Annotated in this window: 18 protein-coding genes; 10 read left to right on the forward strand and 8 right to left on the reverse strand. The window is 58.6% G+C overall.

The features are described 5' to 3' along the window. The first annotated feature begins 3 nt into the window (after window positions 1-3). The 3 genes from hflK (at window position 4) to G5149_RS12855 (ending at window position 2,337) form a co-directional block, all read left to right on the forward strand. Window positions 4-1,155 (forward strand): FtsH protease activity modulator HflK, encoded by a 1,152-nt coding sequence (hflK, locus tag G5149_RS12845; protein ID WP_216980179.1) that lies wholly within the window; start codon window positions 4-6, stop codon window positions 1,153-1,155. A 3-nt stretch (window positions 1,156-1,158) separates the two neighbouring features. Further along, complete coding sequence (hflC, locus tag G5149_RS12850; protein ID WP_005339038.1) at window positions 1,159-2,043, forward strand: protease modulator HflC; 885 nt, start codon at window positions 1,159-1,161, stop codon at window positions 2,041-2,043. A 105-nt stretch (window positions 2,044-2,148) separates the two neighbouring features. Beyond that, window positions 2,149-2,337 (forward strand): DUF2065 domain-containing protein, encoded by a 189-nt coding sequence (locus tag G5149_RS12855; protein WP_100646711.1) that lies wholly within the window; start codon window positions 2,149-2,151, stop codon window positions 2,335-2,337. Window positions 2,338-2,418: 81 nt separating this feature from the next. Here G5149_RS12855 and ispB read toward each other — a convergent pair whose 3' ends face one another. Continuing rightward, window positions 2,419-3,390 (reverse strand): octaprenyl diphosphate synthase, encoded by a 972-nt coding sequence (gene ispB, locus G5149_RS12860; RefSeq protein ID WP_019444890.1) that lies wholly within the window; start codon window positions 3,388-3,390, stop codon window positions 2,419-2,421. Window positions 3,391-3,633: 243 nt separating this feature from the next. Between ispB and rplU the strand changes: the two genes are divergently transcribed. The 4 genes from rplU to G5149_RS12880 all read left to right on the forward strand — a co-directional run bounded on the left by rplU (window position 3,634) and on the right by G5149_RS12880 (window position 7,350). Beyond that, window positions 3,634-3,945, forward strand: coding sequence for a 50S ribosomal protein L21 (rplU, locus tag G5149_RS12865; RefSeq protein WP_005304210.1), 312 nt, complete (start codon window positions 3,634-3,636; stop codon window positions 3,943-3,945). A 17-nt stretch (window positions 3,946-3,962) separates the two neighbouring features. Beyond that, on the forward strand, window positions 3,963-4,220 hold the full coding sequence (gene rpmA, locus G5149_RS12870; RefSeq protein ID WP_005304202.1) for a 50S ribosomal protein L27: 258 nt from the start codon (window positions 3,963-3,965) through the stop codon (window positions 4,218-4,220). A gap of 190 nt (window positions 4,221-4,410) precedes the next feature. Continuing rightward, a complete protein-coding gene (gene cgtA, locus G5149_RS12875) occupies window positions 4,411-5,613 on the forward strand; it encodes an Obg family GTPase CgtA (RefSeq protein ID WP_005341056.1) in 1,203 nt (400 codons plus the stop codon). Window positions 5,614-5,979: 366 nt separating this feature from the next. Then, a complete protein-coding gene (locus tag G5149_RS12880; RefSeq protein WP_005341054.1) occupies window positions 5,980-7,350 on the forward strand; it encodes a YjiH family protein in 1,371 nt (456 codons plus the stop codon). Between the two features lie 85 nt (window positions 7,351-7,435). On the opposite strand, the gene G5149_RS12885 is transcribed toward G5149_RS12880, so the two are convergent. Then, window positions 7,436-7,774, reverse strand: a complete 339-nt coding sequence (locus G5149_RS12885) for a hypothetical protein (RefSeq protein ID WP_005341051.1) — start codon at window positions 7,772-7,774, stop codon at window positions 7,436-7,438. Between the two features lie 132 nt (window positions 7,775-7,906). Beyond that, a complete protein-coding gene (locus tag G5149_RS12890; RefSeq protein WP_421212545.1) occupies window positions 7,907-10,798 on the reverse strand; it encodes an HD domain-containing phosphohydrolase in 2,892 nt (963 codons plus the stop codon). A gap of 210 nt (window positions 10,799-11,008) precedes the next feature. On the opposite strand from G5149_RS12890, the gene G5149_RS12895 reads away from it, so the two are divergent. From G5149_RS12895 to G5149_RS12905, 3 genes are all read left to right on the forward strand, one after another. Then, a complete protein-coding gene (locus G5149_RS12895; RefSeq protein WP_139493731.1) occupies window positions 11,009-11,998 on the forward strand; it encodes a luciferase-like monooxygenase in 990 nt (329 codons plus the stop codon). A 3-nt stretch (window positions 11,999-12,001) separates the two neighbouring features. Next, a complete protein-coding gene (locus tag G5149_RS12900) occupies window positions 12,002-12,448 on the forward strand; it encodes a bleomycin resistance protein (RefSeq protein WP_179903209.1) in 447 nt (148 codons plus the stop codon). A 123-nt stretch (window positions 12,449-12,571) separates the two neighbouring features. Next, the gene (locus tag G5149_RS12905; RefSeq protein ID WP_021231934.1) at window positions 12,572-13,072 is read left to right on the forward strand and encodes a 2TM domain-containing protein; all 501 of its coding nucleotides are present in this window, start codon (window positions 12,572-12,574) and stop codon (window positions 13,070-13,072) included. A 125-nt stretch (window positions 13,073-13,197) separates the two neighbouring features. Here the strand turns inward: G5149_RS12905 and G5149_RS12910 are convergent, their stop codons facing one another. Genes G5149_RS12910 through surA form a run of 5 tightly spaced genes read right to left on the reverse strand, consistent with a single transcriptional unit; the run spans window position 13,198 to window position 17,503 of the window. Continuing rightward, the gene (locus G5149_RS12910) at window positions 13,198-14,019 is read right to left on the reverse strand and encodes a symmetrical bis(5'-nucleosyl)-tetraphosphatase (protein WP_337073348.1); all 822 of its coding nucleotides are present in this window, start codon (window positions 14,017-14,019) and stop codon (window positions 13,198-13,200) included. A gap of 6 nt (window positions 14,020-14,025) precedes the next feature. Beyond that, window positions 14,026-14,388, reverse strand: a complete 363-nt coding sequence (gene apaG / locus G5149_RS12915; RefSeq protein ID WP_337073347.1) for a Co2+/Mg2+ efflux protein ApaG — start codon at window positions 14,386-14,388, stop codon at window positions 14,026-14,028. Window positions 14,389-14,392: 4 nt separating this feature from the next. After that, the gene (gene rsmA, locus G5149_RS12920) at window positions 14,393-15,220 is read right to left on the reverse strand and encodes a 16S rRNA (adenine(1518)-N(6)/adenine(1519)-N(6))-dimethyltransferase RsmA (protein WP_236348086.1); all 828 of its coding nucleotides are present in this window, start codon (window positions 15,218-15,220) and stop codon (window positions 14,393-14,395) included. Further along, the gene (gene pdxA, locus G5149_RS12925) at window positions 15,210-16,205 is read right to left on the reverse strand and encodes a 4-hydroxythreonine-4-phosphate dehydrogenase PdxA (RefSeq protein WP_421212546.1); all 996 of its coding nucleotides are present in this window, start codon (window positions 16,203-16,205) and stop codon (window positions 15,210-15,212) included. Before pdxA ends, rsmA begins: the two co-directional genes overlap by 11 nt. Continuing rightward, window positions 16,205-17,503 (reverse strand): peptidylprolyl isomerase SurA, encoded by a 1,299-nt coding sequence (gene surA, locus G5149_RS12930; RefSeq protein WP_421212547.1) that lies wholly within the window; start codon window positions 17,501-17,503, stop codon window positions 16,205-16,207. Before surA ends, pdxA begins: the two co-directional genes overlap by 1 nt. Between the last annotated feature and the right edge of the window lie 15 nt (window positions 17,504-17,518).

The following is a 17,518-nucleotide window of genomic DNA, read 5'->3' on the forward strand; positions in this document are numbered from 1 at the left end:
CTGATGGCTTGGAATGAGCCTGGTAACAACGGCAAAGACCGTGACCCTTGGGGGAATAACGGCAAGAATCAGGGACCCCCTGATCTGGATGAAATGCTGCGCAAAGTGAGTCGCCGTTTCGGTGGCTTGTTTGGTGGCGGCAAATCTGGCGGCGATGTAGGTCGCTTTGGTATCTCCATCGCGCTGGTTGTCGCTGTGGTGGTGTGGGTCGTCAGCGGCTTCTACACCATTCGCGAAGCGGAGCGTGGTGCCGTGCTGCGGTTTGGCAAGTTTTCCCATATTGTCGAGCCGGGCCTGCGCTGGAAGCCGACCTTTATCGATCAGGTGATCCCGGTGGACGTCGAGTCCGTGCGCTCCCTGCCTGCCTCCGGTTTCATGCTGACTCAGGATGAGAACGTGGTACGGGTCGAGATGGACGTGCAGTACCGTGTGGTCAATCCCGAGCAGTATCTGTTCAGCGTGACCAATGCCGACGAGAGTCTGGGTCAGGCCACCGATAGCGCCCTGCGCTACGTGGTGGGTCATACCCGGATGGATGACGTCCTGACTACCGGTCGTGAGAAGGTGCGTCAGGAGACCTGGCAGGTGATCGATGGCATCATCGAGCCCTACCAGATGGGTCTGCAGATCGTCGATGTCAACTTCCTGCCGGCGCGTCCGCCGGAAGAGGTGAAAGACGCGTTTGATGACGCCATCTCCGCTCAGGAAGATGAACAGCGTTTCATTCGTGAAGCAGAAGCCTATGCCCGTGAAGTGGAGCCCAAGGCCCGTGGCCAGGTGAAGCGTCTGGAGCAGGAAGCGGAAGCTTACAAATCCCAGATCGTGTTGAAAGCCCAGGGTGAAGTTGCTCGCTTCAACGAGCTGCTGCCCCAGTATCTGGCTGCCCCCGAGCTGACCCGTGAGCGTATCTATCTGGAAACCATGGAAGAGCTCTATCAGCAGGCCAACAAGGTGGTGGTCGATATGCCGGCTGGCAACAACAGCATGATCTACCTGCCGCTCGACAAGCTGTCTGGCAAGCCGAAGGCTGCCCAGTCTGATCGTGCCACTGTCGGCCCGGTCACAGAGCAGGTCCCCGTTTCCAACGAGGGTGCCAACTCTACCCCGACAATGCCGCTGCGTAGCGGTGACCGCTTCAGCTCAGGGAGAAACTGATAGATGAAAAAGCTAGCTATTGGTGCAATCGCTGTCGCGGCCATGGTCTGCTTCTCCTCTGTCTTTATCGTTGATGAAGGTCAGAAGGGGATTGTGGTGCAGTTTGGCAAGGTGAAGCGGGTTGACTCCGGTGAACCCCGCCTCTATGAGCCGGGCCTGCACTTCAAGGTGCCGCTCATCGACCAGGTTCGCAAGATGGATGCCCGCATCCAGACCATTGACAGCCAGGCCGACCGTTTTGTCACCTCCGAGAAGAAAGACCTGATCATCGACTCCTACGTGAAGTGGAAGATTGAGGACTTCTCCAAGTACTACCTGGCAACCGGTGGTGGCAACAAGCTGCAGGCTGAAGATCTGCTCAAGCGCAAGATCAACAACGGTCTGCGTTCCGAGATTGGTAACCGTACCATCAAGGACATCGTCTCCGGTGAGCGCAGTACCGTGATGGAAGATGCCCTGAAGAAGATGGCGCGCTCCTCCGAGCTCGGTATCAAGGTGGTGGATGTACGGATCAAGCAGATCAACCTGCCGGTGGAAGTCTCCAACTCCATCTACCAGCGGATGCGCGCCGAGCGTACCGCTGTGGCCCGTGAGCACCGCTCTCAGGGTCGCGAAAAGGCTGAAATCCTGCGTGCCGATATCGACCGCAAGGTGACCGTCATGATCGCCGACGCCGAGAGTAACGCTCGCCAGCTGCGCGGTGAAGGGGATGCGGAAGCCGCCAAGATCTATGCCGACAGCTACAAGAAAGACCCCGAGTTTTTCAGCTTCGTGCGTAGCATGGAGGCCTATCGCAAGAGCTTCGCCGGTGGTAACGACCTGATGGTATTGAAGCCGGACAGCGAGTTCTTCCGTTACCTCAAGTCTCCTCACGGCACCAAGCAGTAATCGCCACGAGGTCACATTCAAAGGGTCTGCATTGTCAGACCCTTTTGTTTTTGGTGCCAATGCCAGCCGTTGACCCGAGGGGCTGGTTGCATTGAAGGAGGTCGGATGCTGACATCCATGCTGATGGGGTTGGGATTGCTGCTGTTGTTCGAGGGGCTCGGCCCGCTGTTGATGCCAAGGGCATGGCAGCAGATGTTACGGCTGCTGAGCGATCAGCCACCGGAGCAGTTGCGCCGTATCGGCGGCTCGCTAGTGGTTGCGGGTTGCATGATCCTCTGGATGCTGAGTCGCTGAGTTTGGCGAAATGCACTGTCCAGCAGATAGCAGACAATAAAAAAGAGGCCGAAGGCCTCTTTTTTCATGCATGTCGTTTACTCAGGCACTGCGCTGCACGGCCATGTGGGCCAGTGTTTCCAGCGCCTGTTTGTGCGGGGAGTCAGGCAGGATGGCGAGGGCGGCAATGGCCTTGTCGGCCTCTTCCCTGGCACGCATGCGGGAGTACTCCAGCGCGCCAGTGCGGTCGAGAATACCAAGGATCTGCTCAAGATGCTCCATGCCGTTGCGGTGCTCGATGGCATCGCGTACCAGCTGGCGCTCTTCCGGCGTACCCACTTCCATGGCGCGCAGCAGCGGCAGGGTCGGTTTGCCTTCGGCCAGATCGTCGCCGACGTTCTTGCCCATCTCTTCGCTCTGGGAGCAGTAGTCCATCACGTCATCGATGATCTGGAACGCGGTGCCCAGATACTTGCCGTAATCGGTCATGGCCTGCTCGACGGGCTCGGGCTGATGGGTCAGCACGGCGGCGAGACGGGTGGCGGCCTCGAACAGCTTGGCGGTCTTGCAATAGATGACCGTCATGTAGCTCTCTTCGGTGGTATCCGGATCGTTGCAGTTCATCAACTGCAGCACTTCCCCTTCGGCGATGGTGTTGGTTGCATCCGAGAGGATCTCCATCACCCGCAGGTTGGAGAGTTCGGCCATCATCTGGAAGGAGCGGCTATAGAGGTAGTCACCGACCAGCACGCTGGCAGCATTGCCAAACATAGCGTTGGCGGTCTCCCGGCCACGGCGCAGGTCGGATTCGTCGACCACGTCGTCGTGCAGCAGGGTAGAGGTGTGAATGAATTCGATGATGGCGGCCAGTTTCAGGTGATCCTCACCCTCATAGCCCAGCGCACGCGCAGCCATCACGGTCAGCATGGGGCGCATCCGTTTCCCGCCGGCGCTGACAATGTAGAAACCCAGCTGATTGATCAGACTAACGTCGGACTGGAGTCGGGCCAGGATCAGTTCATTGACCGCCGTCATGTCGGCGGCACAGAGCGCACGGATAGTCTGTTGGTCCATAAGTCTCGTAACGTGACAGCAGCAATAACTGCGATTTTAGTAGTGGCAGGGATTCTACACGATTTCACAATGGGTTACAGTTAGGCGTTTATCCACGGCGGCAGATATGCGCACAAAATAAACTTTTTGCGAAAATGGCCTTGCCTGAGCAGATCGATTTGCGTAGAATGCCCGCCCATTGTTATAGGTTTTTGCGCATGTCTAGCCTTGAGCAAAATGACATGCCTTTACGGAGTTAATAAAATGTACGCGGTATTCCAAAGCGGCGGAAAACAACACCGTGTGGCCGAAGGTCAAATCGTTCGTCTGGAAAAGCTGAACGTTGAGACTGGCGCTACCATCGACTTCAACGAAGTGCTGATGGTTGCTGCAGGCGACACTTTTAAAGTAGGTGCTCCTTTCGTTGAAGGTGGCAAGGTTGTAGCTGAAGTTGTGGCTCACGGCCGTGGCGAGAAAGTGACTATCGTCAAGTTCCGTCGTCGTAAGCACCACCGTAAGCAAGCGGGCCACCGTCAGTGGTTCACTGAAGTCAAAATCACTGGCATCAGCGCTTAATTAGAGGAGTCCGATAGATGGCACACAAAAAAGCTGGCGGTTCATCCCGCAACGGTCGCGATTCTGAAGCTAAACGCCTGGGCGTGAAGCGTTTCGGCGGCGAAACAGTTCTGGCTGGCAGCATCATCGTTCGTCAGCGCGGTACCAAGTTCCACGCTGGTGAGAACGTTGGTCTGGGCAAGGACCACACCCTGTTCGCTACCGCGAATGGCAAGGTGCAGTTCGAAGTTAAAGGTCCGCTGAACCGTAAGTACGTTAGCATCGTTGCTGAGTAATTACGGACCGCAAGGATCCGAAGCCCCGCCAACAGGCGGGGCTTTTGTTTTTCCGAAATAATGACGAAAAAACGGAACGCAGATGAACCGGGTACCGAGATTGCCCGGAGAGGCAAGATGCGTATCGCCCGCAGGGGTCTGTACCACTATAATTGCGTATCGGTTTTTCGAATTAAGGTGACGGTTACCTATGAAGTTTGTTGATGAAGTCCAGATTCGAGTCGATGCCGGTGACGGTGGTAACGGTTGTGTAAGTTTTCGCCGTGAAAAATATATTCCCAACGGTGGTCCTGATGGTGGTGATGGCGGTGACGGCGGTGATGTCTATCTGGTTGCCGATGAGAACCTCAACACCCTGATCGACTACCGTTTTGAGCGTTTCCATGCTGCCGAGCGTGGCGAGAATGGCCAGAGTGCCAACTGTACCGGTCGCCGTGGCAAGGATAAGATCCTGCGTGTGCCGGTCGGTACCCGTGCAACCGATGACGATACCGGCGAGTTGCTGGGTGACTTGACTCACCACGAGCAGAAGCTGCTGGTTGCCAAGGGTGGTTTCCATGGTCTGGGCAACACCCGCTTCAAGAGCTCCGTCAATCGGGCTCCGCGCCAGAAGAGCAACGGTACCCCGGGCGAGGTGCGTACCCTGAAGCTGGAGCTGCTGCTGCTGGCTGACGTCGGTATGCTGGGTCTGCCCAACGCCGGTAAATCTACCTTTATCCGTGCCGTTTCCGCCGCCCGTCCGAAAGTGGCTGATTACCCCTTCACCACCCTGGTGCCGAACCTGGGTGTGGTACGTGGCGAGAACTCTCGCTCCTTCGTGATCGCCGATATTCCGGGTCTGATCGAAGGTGCTGCCGAAGGCGCAGGTCTGGGTATCCGCTTCCTGAAACACCTCGAGCGTTGCCGCGTGCTGATCCACCTGGTGGATATCTGCCCGGTTGATGGCTCCGATCCTGCTGAAAATGCCGTGACCATCGTCAAGGAGCTGGAGAAGTACAGCCCGGAACTGGCTGGCAAGCCGCGCTGGTTGGTGTTTAACAAGATGGACCTGATCCTGGAAGAAGAAGCCCAGGAGGTGATGGATCGCGTCAAGGCGGCCCTTAACCACGAAGGTCCGGTCTATGCCATCACTGCCATCAGCAAGGAAGGGACCAAGAAGGTCTGCTACGACATTCTGGATCTGCTGGATACCATGCCCCGTCAACTGGAACAGGATGCCAAAGAGGCGATTGAGAAAGTGGAGTTCAAGTGGGACGACTACCACAAGAACCAGTTGGCTAAAGCCGAAGCGGAAGCGCTTGCTGCCTCAATGGCCTTTGACGAAAGTCTCGACGATGATGATTGGGATGACGAAGATGATGATGGTGTGGAAGTGATCTACGTCCGTGACTGATCCCCGTCACTCTCATTGAAAACCGGAGCCTGAACAGGCTCCGGTTTTTTTATGTCTATCGAACAGCAACTCATTAGATATATTTGTGATGTCACTTATTGCCTGCCACTGATAACCGATTATACTGCCCACCAAAATTAACAATAACGAAACAATCATCTGGCGATGTCGATTGAATCGATATGCGCAGCTGTATCTTATTGTTTTAATGGAAGGTTTGCCTGTGGAAATATTTATGCGCAGATTCCTGCATTAAGGGCTTGTTTGTGCATTTTTTTAGAGTATTCTTGCGCCCGTTTTGCCGGTTAATGCATGAATACGCAGGTTGGCCGGGCTAGGGAAAAGTAACATTAGGGCAGTCATATCATGTTGGAAAAGAGTCTCAAAGCACCTGCGGTCAATACCCGCCGTAACTTGTTAATGTTTCTAATACCGTCACTGATCGGAATCTTGCTGTTCATGACGCCGGTCGTCTATGACGGTAACGTCACCATCCCCGTCGCCGTGCTGGCCAAGCTGGTGCAGCGGATTTTTGCCGATTATCTGGTTGCCATGGTCAGTGCGGTGATCACTACCACCATGCTGATGACTATCATCACCTGGTTGTTCAAACCGGCTATTCTGGTGCGTAGACCATTCCTCAACAGCCTGTTCAACGTCTCTCCTTTCTGGGCCTGCGTGCGGGTGGTGGGCGGTATTTTCGTGCTGCTGACCTTCTTTCAGGTGGGACCAGAGGTGCTTTATTCAGGCGCAACCGGCGGCCTGGTGCTCAATGATCTGCTGCCGGTGCTCTTTTCTGTATTTATCTTTGCCGGTCTGCTGCTGCCACTGTTACTCGATTTCGGTCTGCTGGAATTTGTCGGCACCATGATGACTCGCATCATGCGTCCGGTATTCCGGTTACCGGGTCGCTCTGCCGTGGACTGCTTTGCCTCCTGGCTGGGGGATGGCAGTGTCGGCATCCTGCTAACCAGCAAGCAGTACGAAGGGAAGTTCTATACCCAGCGTGAAGCCGCGGTGATTGGCACCACCTTCTCCGCCGTCTCCATCACCTTCTGTCTGGTAGTGATCTCCCAGGTGAAGCTGGAACACATGTTCGTTCCCTTCTATCTGACGGTCTGTCTGGCTGGAGTGGTTGCAGCTATCGTGGTGCCACGTCTGCCGCCGCTCTGCTGGAAGAAGGATATCTATATCGATGGTGCTCCCCTGTGTCGCAAGCAGGAGGCGGTGCCCCACCAGCACAGTGTGATGAGTTATGGTCTCGAACGTGCATTGACCAAGGCAGAGCGGATGACCGATCTCGGTGCCGTCGCTCGGGAAGGGGTAAAAAATGCGCTCGACATGCTGTTTGGCGTGTTGCCTGTGGTCATGGCGATCGGTACCTGTGCCCTGATGCTGGCCGAACACACCCCCATCTTCAACTGGCTTGGCGCCCCCTTCGTCCCCTTGCTGGAACTGCTGCAACTGCCGGAGGCGGAAGCGGCATCCAAGACCATCATGGTCGGTTTTGCCGATATGTTTATTCCGGCTGTGCTGGCCTCGACCATCGATAGCGAGATGACCCGCTTCGTCATTGCCGCCATGTCGGTAACCCAGCTTATCTATATGTCGGAAGTGGGGGCCCTGCTGCTTGGCAGCAAGATCCCGGTCAAACTGTGGGAGTTGTTTGTGATCTTCCTGATGCGTACCCTGGTTACCTTGCCGGTAATTGCCGGTGTAGCGCATCTGCTGTTCTAAGGGCTACGCCATAGTGAAAAACGGTCAACCTGGGTTGACCGTTTTCTTTTCCGCGGTAAGGGGAGAGCATCGCCCTTAGGCTGGCTCAGCCTCTAGTGACGGGACACTGAATTGTCAGGGAGTGGACTGTGTTGGCGATGCTATAGGGCTTGGCCGCCTTGTAGACCTTCTTATCTTCGTCGTAGCTGCCTCCCAGATACTGGGTACTGTATAGCGTCTGCTGGCGGCGATCGGTCTCCTTGTAACCTTGTGGGCAGGTCTGGTTGGCCTGCTGGAAGCAGGCTTTCATGCTGCTGCATTCGATGTAGAAGCCGCGCTGGCTGGTATCGGCAAGGTGCACCGGGGTGACGGTGGGGGCTGGGGGAGACAACAGGGAGCAGCCGGAGAGCGTCAGCGCGCCCAGCAGAACGAGATGTTTTGACATAGATAACCTGAACAGTGTGGTGTGACAAAGAGTGAGGGGGAGTCTATTGCTCCCCCTTCGCTATAGGGGCACCGTTATAACCAGCCGGGGGCGTTCAGGCCAGCCCGCAAATGTAAGAAAATATGACCCAGCCTAGGCCAGTGCGGCCAGCAGTGCGGTTTCGTCCACCTGATCCAGTTGGGCGCTCTCGAGGAAGCGCCTGGCGTAATCGCGCCAGATGCCGCTGCTGACAAACAGGGCGAACAGATCCGGGTCGATATGCTGTTCACGCACCATGTTCTGCATGATGGCAAGAGCCTGGGAGACCGTCTTGCCAGATTTGTAGGGGCGATCACTGGCGGTCAGCGCCTCGAAAATATCGGCGATAGCCATGATGCGGGCTGGTACGCTCATCTGTGCTCCGGTCAGCTGGCGTGGGTAACCCTTGCCATCCATCCGCTCGTGATGACCGCCGGCAATCTCTGGCACGCAGCGCAGATGACGGGGGAAGGGGAGGTGCTCCAGCATGCGTATGGTCTGGATGATGTGCTCGTTGATCTTGTAGCGCTCCTCCTCGGTGAGGGTTCCCCTGCTGATGGCAAGGTTGTATCTCTCCCCCCGGTTGTAGAGATGGTGCGGTACCTTGACCTTGAAGCCCCAGGGATTGTGCTCGTCGAACCGATCTCCATCTGGACGAGGCACAAGGTGCCAGCACTTGTCGGCCAGCAGTGGCTCGAGGCAGGGCAACTCGGAAGACGGTTCTTTCTGACGCAGCTTGAGCTCCTCCCGGCTGATGCCGAGTCGATCGTCCAGGGTGCGCAGCCAGGTACGGCTGGCGATGGCGTCGAGCCGTTCAATCTTCTCGGGGGCCATCCACTCGCCGCCCAGATTGCACTCGGCGATGAAGGCAAACTCCTGATCCAGGGTGCTCCAGAGTGGGGCCACCTCGCTCCTGGCCTCTTCCCGCTCAGATGCCGGCAGGCGGGCCGCCAGCGCCTCGATGTAGCCGTCGCGCTTGAGCACCTCGAAGCGGGTACGGATCTCGTGGATCCGGTCGTAGAGGGTCTCCAGCTTGGTAGCCTTGTCGACCACGAACTCCGGGGTGGTCACCTTGCCACAGTCGTGCAGCCAGCTGGCGATATGGATGGCCTCCCACTCCTCCTCGTTGAGCCGAAACTCGGCGAACGGCCCCTGCTGCTGGGCGCAGGCAGCTTCGGTCAGCATCCGGGTCAGCTCAGGCACCCGCTGGCAGTGGCCGCCGGTGTATGGACTCTTGGCGTCGATGGCGCCAGCCATCAGCTCGATAAAGGATTCGAGCAGCTGTTTCTGTTCCTCCAGCAGGCGCTGGTTCTCGATGGCGGAGGCCGAAGTGCCCGCCAGCGCCTCGATCAGGCTGATGCGCGATGCCAGCTCCTGTTCGCTGCAGTTTGGCAGGATCAGCAGGAGGTAGCCGATCAGCTCCTGACGATGGTTGCAGAGCGGCTCAGCTACCAGCTGGCATAGGCCGGGAAAGGAACCCCAACTGTCAAGGTGTTGCCTCCAGGCCGCCTCATCCAGGCTGAGGGAGATGCGCTGGGAAGTGGCCGGGCCGGATAGCAATGGTTGTGGCCAGGGAACCTGCCCTAGGGGCAGTTCGGTTTGCTGCCAGCGGGCCTGGACCGGCTGCATCTTTTGCTGTTGGGCCAGGTAGAGGCATCCCCCTTTTGCCTGTACCGCGGCGATGGTTTCATGCAGGATGCGGCTTAGCAGGGAGTCGACGCGGTGCTCTGCAGCCAGTGCTCTACCCATGTTCATGAAGTTGCCGAGGGTTTGGCGCATGCCGGACATGGTGCGCGCAAGGTCATCTATTTCCCGGATGGCTGATTCAGGAACCTGACCCTCGCCAAAGTCGAAACGCTGGATCCGCTCAGCCTCACGGGTCAGGGCCAGCAGCGGGGTAGCGGTACGGCGGGAGACCAGCCAGATCACCGGCAGCAACAACAGCAGGCTGCCCAGCGCCCATGCCACATTGACCAGCGCTTCGTTGCGTGCCTGCTGATAAAGCAGATCTGCCGAGACCAGCAGGGCGATGTAAAAAGGGGTGTCCTTGCCGAGGGGGGAGATATTGACCAGCCACTCTTGTTCTTCCCCTGTGGTCAGGGTCAGCTCCTGGGGAGTGCCATCCAGCAGCACAGGCGTCCTCTCTAGCCTAGTTTTCAGCTCGGCCATGACTGGGCTGCCCAGAGCCGTGATCGCTGGCAGCCGGGTCAGCTGATCATAGGCTGGCAGATGTACAGGGTCGGCCGCCAGCAGTGCCGCGGAGCGATCGAACAACACTACCTGGCTTTGGAGCGGCAACTGCAGCTCGCCAATCAAGGCCGAGAGCCCCTCGACACTGGCATCCAGCCCGATCACGGCGCGTTGGCTATGGCTGGTGACAGCCATCGTCATGCCCGGCTCCCTGGTGGTAAAAAAGAGATAGGGGGTGGTGGCGACAATCTTTGATGAACCGCGAGCCAGCCGGTACCAGTCGCGGCTGCGGGGATCGAATCGATAATCCGCCATGGCTCGCCGTGCCAAAAGTTGCAGCTGCTCGTCAAAATAGAGGAACTCTCCCCGCCCGCTACTCAGGCTCTGAACCAGCAACTGGCTGCCTTCAGGCACTGCCTGCAACGTGGCCCGGGCCCGTTCCGTGAGTTTTCGTACCAGAAAGAAATCGCCACTCTCATAGCCGATGTAGACGGCACCATAGCTGTCGCGATTGGCCAGGATCTCTGCCAGCTGCGGCAGATACTCCAGTCGGCTCGCCAGATCGCTCATGTCGGCCAGTCGGCTGCTGGCTAGCAGGCTGAGGGACATACGGGCTGGCTGCTCGTTCAGTTGCAGAGCGAGGGCCAGCTGTTCCCGGTACTGTTTGAAGTTGTGGCGCTCATGTTCCAGCATCTGGCGAGAGCCCTGCTGGAACTGCAGCAGAATCAGCAGCATGCCCAGCACACTGAACAGCAGGGTAAACAGGGTGGCAATGTGAACGTAGAAGGGCTTGCGCCCGGATCTGGCAGTGATCATGGACATTTCCTTGTCACAGTGATGCTTGCGGAGACGATCTGTCAGCAGTGTGTCAATACGATAACAGAAATGACAATAATGGCCTGATATCTGTGCTTTTCCATGGTTGCCCACTGCCAGGAAGAGCTTGGCAGGAGATAGTGATTCATTCAGGTATCCCGTGCTACATTGCCCCACTTGTTACTGGTCTGTAAATCAATGGAGTGACCCATGTCTGCCATCCCCTATTCCGTGCTCGATCTGGTGCCTGTTGCCGAAGGTTCCGTGCCTGCCGAGTCATTTCGCCGTTCGCGGGATCTTGCCCGCCATGCCGAGGGCTGGGGTTACCAGCGCTACTGGCTGGCCGAACACCACAACATGCCGGGCATTGCCAGTGCCGCCACCTCGGTGTTGATCGGTCATCTGGCCGAGGCCACCACCACTTTGCGGATCGGCGCGGGTGGCATCATGCTGCCGAACCACTCGCCACTGGTGATTGCCGAGCAGTTTGGCACCTTGGCTTCTCTCTATCCCGACCGCATCGATCTCGGTCTTGGTCGTGCCCCCGGGACCGATCAGCGCACCATGCGGGCGCTGCGGCGTATGCGCAGCGGTGAGGTGGATGATTTCCCCGCCGATGTGCGTGAGCTGATGAGCTACTTTGGCGACGAGATTGGCGCCGTGCAGGCGGTGCCCGGTCAGGGGTTGCATCTGCCCATCTGGCTGCTGGGTTCCAGCCTTTACAGCGCGCAACTGGCGGCGGCGATGGGTTTGCCGTTCGGGTTTGCCTCCCATTTCGCACCCGCCATGTTGCTGCAAGCGCTGGAGATCTACCGTAGCCAGTATCGCCCCTCCGCTCGCTGGCCCAAGCCCCATGCGGTGGTCTGCATCAACATGATTGCCGCCGACAGCGAGCGGGAGGCCCGCTTCCAGTTCACTACCGTGCAGCAGCAGTTCTTGCGCCTTCATCGCGGTGATGCGGGCAAGCTGCCCGCGCCGGTCGTCCAGCTTGGCGATGAGTGGTCTCCCCGTGAGCTGATGGCGATGGAGCAGACCTTGGCCCGCTCTCTGGTGGGCGATCCTGAGCAGGTTCGTCATGGACTCAAGGCGCTGCTGGCGGAAACCCGTGCCGATGAGCTGATGTTCAATGGGCCCATCGTCGATCATCAGGCCCGACTGCGCTCCTTTGAAATTGCCGCCGAGCTGATGCAGAGCCTGTAAGCCATGACGAACCCTACTGTCGCGGTGGATGAGGTGTATTGGAATCCCATGGTACCGGAGCTGTCGGTTACCGATCTGGCTCGATCTCTGGTTTTCTATACCGGTTTGTTGGGCTTCTCGGTCCGCTATCGGCGCGATGACCCTCCTTTTGCTTATCTTGAACAGCAACAGGTACAACTGATGCTGGAGCAGGTACATCCGGCGGGCTGGCAGGTCGGGGCGCTGGAGCCACCGTTCGGTCGGGGGATCAATCTGCAGATGGAGCTGACCGAGATCCAGCCGCTACTCGACCGCTTGCAGGCCGCCGAGATTGCACTTTTCCGGCAGCCCACTGAGGTCTGGTATCCAGTGGGCGAGATGCTGGCCGGGCAGCGCGAATTTTTGCTGCAGGATCCCGATGGTTATCTGTTACGGTTTGTGCAATATCTGGGGGAACGAGCGGCTGACTGACAAGATCAAAATATTAACCATCTGATTTTAAAGGACTGTCAGATGTATGTCGGCTATCTGTCGTGTCACCTTTCGCGGCGCAAGCCCTATGCTGGCCCTGTCAATTACCACAAGGAGTTCGAGATGATCGTCAGGAAGTTGAGATTGCAACGGGGTTGGTCTCAGGATCAGTTGGCAACGTTGACTGGTTTGAGTGTCCGCACTATCCAGCGGATCGAGCAGGGGCAGCAACCCGGACTGGAATCTCTCAAGGCCCTGGCCGCCGTCTTTGAACTCGATGTGGCTCAACTGGATGGATCAGAGCAACAGGAGCGCGAGATGAGAGGAAGTGACACTATGGGTCAGGATGCGGTGCAGGTATCGGCAGAGGAGCGGGCGGCAATGCGCTATGTGGAGGAGCTCAAGGGCTTCTATCACCATGTCGCCAGCTACGTGGTGGTGATCTGCGGGCTGTTTGTCATCAACTACCTGAGCAATCCGGAGTACATCTGGGCCTGGTGGCCAACCCTGGGTTGGGGGCTGGGACTTGCCTCCCATGCTGTTCGGGTGTTTCAGCCCTTCAAGCTGTTTGGCCCCGAGTGGGAGCGGCGCCAGATCGAGAAGCGGCTGGGGCGCAAGTTGTAACTTCATTCGTCGGAAAACAGGGAACCTAAAACAGCAAGCCCGGCAACCTGCCGGGCTTTGTTATTGGAACGAGTTGTGGCCATCCGTGCGGCAGCGATCGCGACCGCCAGATTGCATCGCACTCCCTAGCTGGCGTGAACCGGGCAGGGGGTGGCGATCAGGGCATCATCCTCGTAGCGCCACAGGGTCAAGTTGTTGCCCCAGACACAGCCGGTATCGAGTGCCTTGATGTCGCTCTTGCCGGTGTTGCCCATCAGGGCTGCCCAGTGGCCGAACACCAGAATGGGGTCATCCACGTGGTGTTCGCGCTGTTCGAACCAGGGACGCAGCCCCGGGGTCGATTCCTTGGGCCCCTTCTTGCATTTGAAGTCGAGACGACCGTCGAAATAGCAGAAGCGCATCCGGGTGAAGGTGTTGATGATGTAGCGGTAGCGGTCGATCCCGACCAGATCATCTTTCCAGCCATCGGGCTGGTCGCCATACATGTTGTGCAGCAGCCAGCTGTACTGGTCACCACGCAGCAGGCTCTCTACCTCGCGGGCGCAGTTGCGCGCGGTGCGGACATCCCATGCCGGGGAGATACCGGCATGCACCATCAAGATGGGGAGATCCGGATGTTCGGCCAGTAGCGGGCGGTGGCGCAGCCACTCCAGCAGTTCATCCCGATCAGGGGCATCCATCAGGCTTTGCAGCTTGTCTTTCTTCTTGAGCGGTGCAACGCCATTAGCGACCGCCAGCAGGTGCAGGTCGTGGTTGCCGAGCACGGTAACGGCGCGGTTACCCAGCCCTTTGACAAAACGCAGGGTATTGAGGGAGTCCGGGCCGCGGGCGACCAGATCGCCGCAGAGCCATAGCACGTCTTGGTCGGGATCGAACGCGGCAAGATCCAGCAGACGGCGCAAGTCGTCGTAACAGCCCTGGATGTCACCGACAAAACAGTTCGCCATGAAACCTCAGTTGATAATATTGGGGATGGCCAGCGTGAAGGGGGCGATGGGCGCCTCGAATTGCTGACCAGAGCCATCTTGCAGGGTATAGCTTCCTTCCATCACCCCAAGCGGGGTCGCCAGCGGCACGCCGCTCTGGTAGCGGTAGGTCTCACCTTCGGCAATGACGGGTTGTTCCCCGACCACGCCTGGGCCTGCCACTTCCAGCATCTTGCCATTGGCATCGGTGATGAGCCAGCGCCGGTGCAGCAGTTGCACCGGGCCGGGTCCCAGATTCTCAATCTCGATCAGATAGTGAAACTGGTAAGGGTCTTTGGATTCCGCCACATATACGGGGTATGGGCGGATCTCGATGTGCGGGAGTGCCACAGGATCAGGCCTTTGGCTGATCTGCCAGCCAGTTGGCGATCATGACAAACTGCTCGAGGGAGAGATTCTCCGGGCGCAGGTTGCCATCGATACCAAGCTCGGTCAGCTGGGCGTCGGTGATGAAGTTGGAGAAGCTGTTGCGAATGGTCTTGCGACGTTGGCCGAAGCCCTCGGTACAGACGCGGTTCAGGCAACGGATATCCTTGGCGACTATGGTGGGATTCTTGTGCGGGATCAGGCGTACCACGGCAGAGTCCACTTTCGGCGCCGGCTTGAAGGCGCCAGGGCCCACTTCCAGCACTGGCACTACCTGGCAGTAGTACTGGGTCATCACGCTCAGGCGGCCATAGGCCTTGCTGCCGGGACCGGCGGCCAGACGCAGAACCACTTCCTTTTGCAGCATAAAGTGCATGTCTTCAACCCGGTCGGCAAACTCGCACAGGTGGAAGATAAGCGGGGTGGAGATGTTGTAGGGCAGGTTGCCGAAGATACGCAGTGGCCCCTTGCCTTCACCCATCAGGGTGCCGAAGTCAAAACGCATGGCATCCGCTTCGATAACGGTCAGCTTGTCCTTGAGGGTCGGGTGCTCACGCAGACGTGCCGCCAGATCCCGGTCCAGCTCGACCACGGTCATCTTGTCCATCTGGGAGGCGACCGGCTCGGTCAGCGCGGCCAGACCCGGGCCGATCTCCACCAGGTTCTGACCCGGCTGCGGATTGATGGCGGCCACGATCTGATCGATCACGTAGCGATCGTGCAAGAAGTTCTGACCGAAACGCTTACGGGCGGTGTGGCCCATGTGCACTTTGTTGCTCTGCACCTTACTGCTCATATCTTTTTTTCTCTACCATCTTGATGGCGTGGTTGATCGCGGTGATCAGGCTGCCCGAGTCGGCGAGGCCCTTGCCTGCCAGATCCAGTGCGGTGCCGTGATCCACCGAAGTGCGGATGAAGGGAAGCCCCAGGGTGATATTGACCGAACTGCCGAAGCCCTTGTATTTGAGCACTGGCAGCCCCTGGTCGTGGTACATGGCGAGTACCGCATCCGCATCCTTGAGGTATTTCTCCTGGAACAGGGTGTCGGCCGGCAATGGGCCGACCAGATCGATCCCCTCCTGGCGCAGTGTGGCCAGAGCAGGTTCGATCACGTCAATCTCTTCACGTCCGAGATGGCCACCTTCCCCGGCATGAGGGTTGAGGCCGCAGACGTAAATACGGGGTTTGGCGATGCCAAACTTGGTGGCGAGATCCTCGTTGAGGATCCGGATCACCTTGCCGAGGCGATCCTCGGTGATGGCCATCGCTACATAGGCCAGCGGAATATGGGTGGTCGCCAGTGCAACCCGCAGTCCCTCGGTTGCCAGCATCATCACCACATCGGCGGTGCCAGACTGCTGGGCAAAGAACTCGGTGTGGCCGCTGAACGAGACGCCGGCCTGGTTGATGATCCCCTTGTGCACCGGTCCGGTCACCACGGCGGCAAATTCGCCGCTGAGGTTGCAATCGCAGGCGCGTTGCAGGGTCGCCAGCACATAGGCGCCGTTGCCTTCGTTCAGCTCGCCCGGTACCACGGGGGCTCCGAGGGGGACCGGACAGACGGTCAGGGTGCCCGCCCGCTGCGGATGAGCAGGGACTCCTGCATCGTAGGGCTCAAGCTCTATGGACAGCCCCAGCAGGGCCGCCCGCTCGCGCAGCAAAGCTGGATCGGCAATGACCACCAACTGGTGCGGCCAATCCTGCTGGGCAATCTGCAGCACCAGATCCGGGCCGATCCCGGCCGGTTCGCCCGGGGTAACGGCAAGGCGACGGCAGCTCATCAGCTCGCAGATCCTTCGACACGGATGTAAGCCTCATCACGCAGCTCATCCAGCCACGCCTGGGACTCTTCCACGAAGCGGCGGTTGTAGATCAGCTGATAGGCACGCTGTTCCAGAGCCTTGTCAGTGGCATCCTGGCTGCGACGATCTTCCACTTGGACGATGTGCCAGCCGTGGCTGGTGCGGAAGGGCGCGCTGATCTGGCCCGGTTGCAGGCGGTTAACCATGTCGCGGAACTCCGGCACATAGACGTTGGGGTCAGACCAGCCCAGTTCGCCACCCTGCACTGCAGAGCCCGGATCTTCGGAGTACTTCTCCGCCATGCTGGCGAAGCTGGCCTTACCGCTCTTGATGTCGTGAAGAATGCCGTCCAGCATCCCCTTGGCTTTCTCTTCGCTCAGGATGATGGAAGGCTTGATCAGGATGTGACGGGCCTTCACCTCGGTCTGCATCACCTGCTGCTGGCCCTTGGTGTCGAACACCTTGACGATGTGCAGACCGGCGCCGGAGCGCAGCGGGCCGACGATATCGCCCTTCTTGGCACCCTGTACCGCTTCGGCCATCAGGGTCGGCATCTCTTGCGGGCTCATCCAGCCCCAGTCACCCCCTTCCAGCGCCTTGGGACCGTTACTCTCGGCAATGGCCAGTTTGCGGAAGTCGGCACCTTGCTTGAGGGCGGCCAGAATGCGCTCGATCTTGCTCTTGGCTGCATCCAGCTGGGCGGCGGTCGGGTTGTCCGGCAGTGCAATCTGGATATGGCCGACGTGGTATTCGTTCTGCTGTTGACCCTGTTTCTTCAGGATCTCCACCACTTGCTTCACCTCCTGCTCGGAGATGTTGATGCGACGGCGCACCTGGTTGCGGCGTACCTCGTTCATCAGGATCTCGCGGCGCACCTCTTCCCGATACTGGGCATAGGTCATCCCTTCACGGGCGAGCTGGGCACGCAGTTGATCCAGGGTCATCTTGTTGTCGGCGGCGATGCCCTGAATAGCCTGTTCCAGCTGGGTATCGCTGATCTTCAGCCCCTGGCGATCCGCTAGTTGTAACTGAAGGCTCTCCTGGATTAGACGGTCGAGCGCCTGTTTGCGCAGAGTGGCATCGTCAGGCAGGGACTGGCCGCTCTCCTGGGCGGAGAGTTTTACCTTGTTGACCAGTGCGTCCTGTTGACTGGACAGCACTACGTCCTTGTTGACCACGGCCAGCACCTTGTCCATCAGCTCGGGTGCAGCCAGAGCGGCCTGGCTCATGGTGCCGAACATTCCCGCGGTCAGCAGGGCAATCAGGGTCTTTTTCATATCCATCTCTCAAGG

The sequence above is a fragment of the Aeromonas sp. 600479 genome (genome assembly GCF_049175515.1).
Classification (GTDB): domain Bacteria; phylum Pseudomonadota; class Gammaproteobacteria; order Enterobacterales; family Aeromonadaceae; genus Aeromonas; species Aeromonas veronii_A.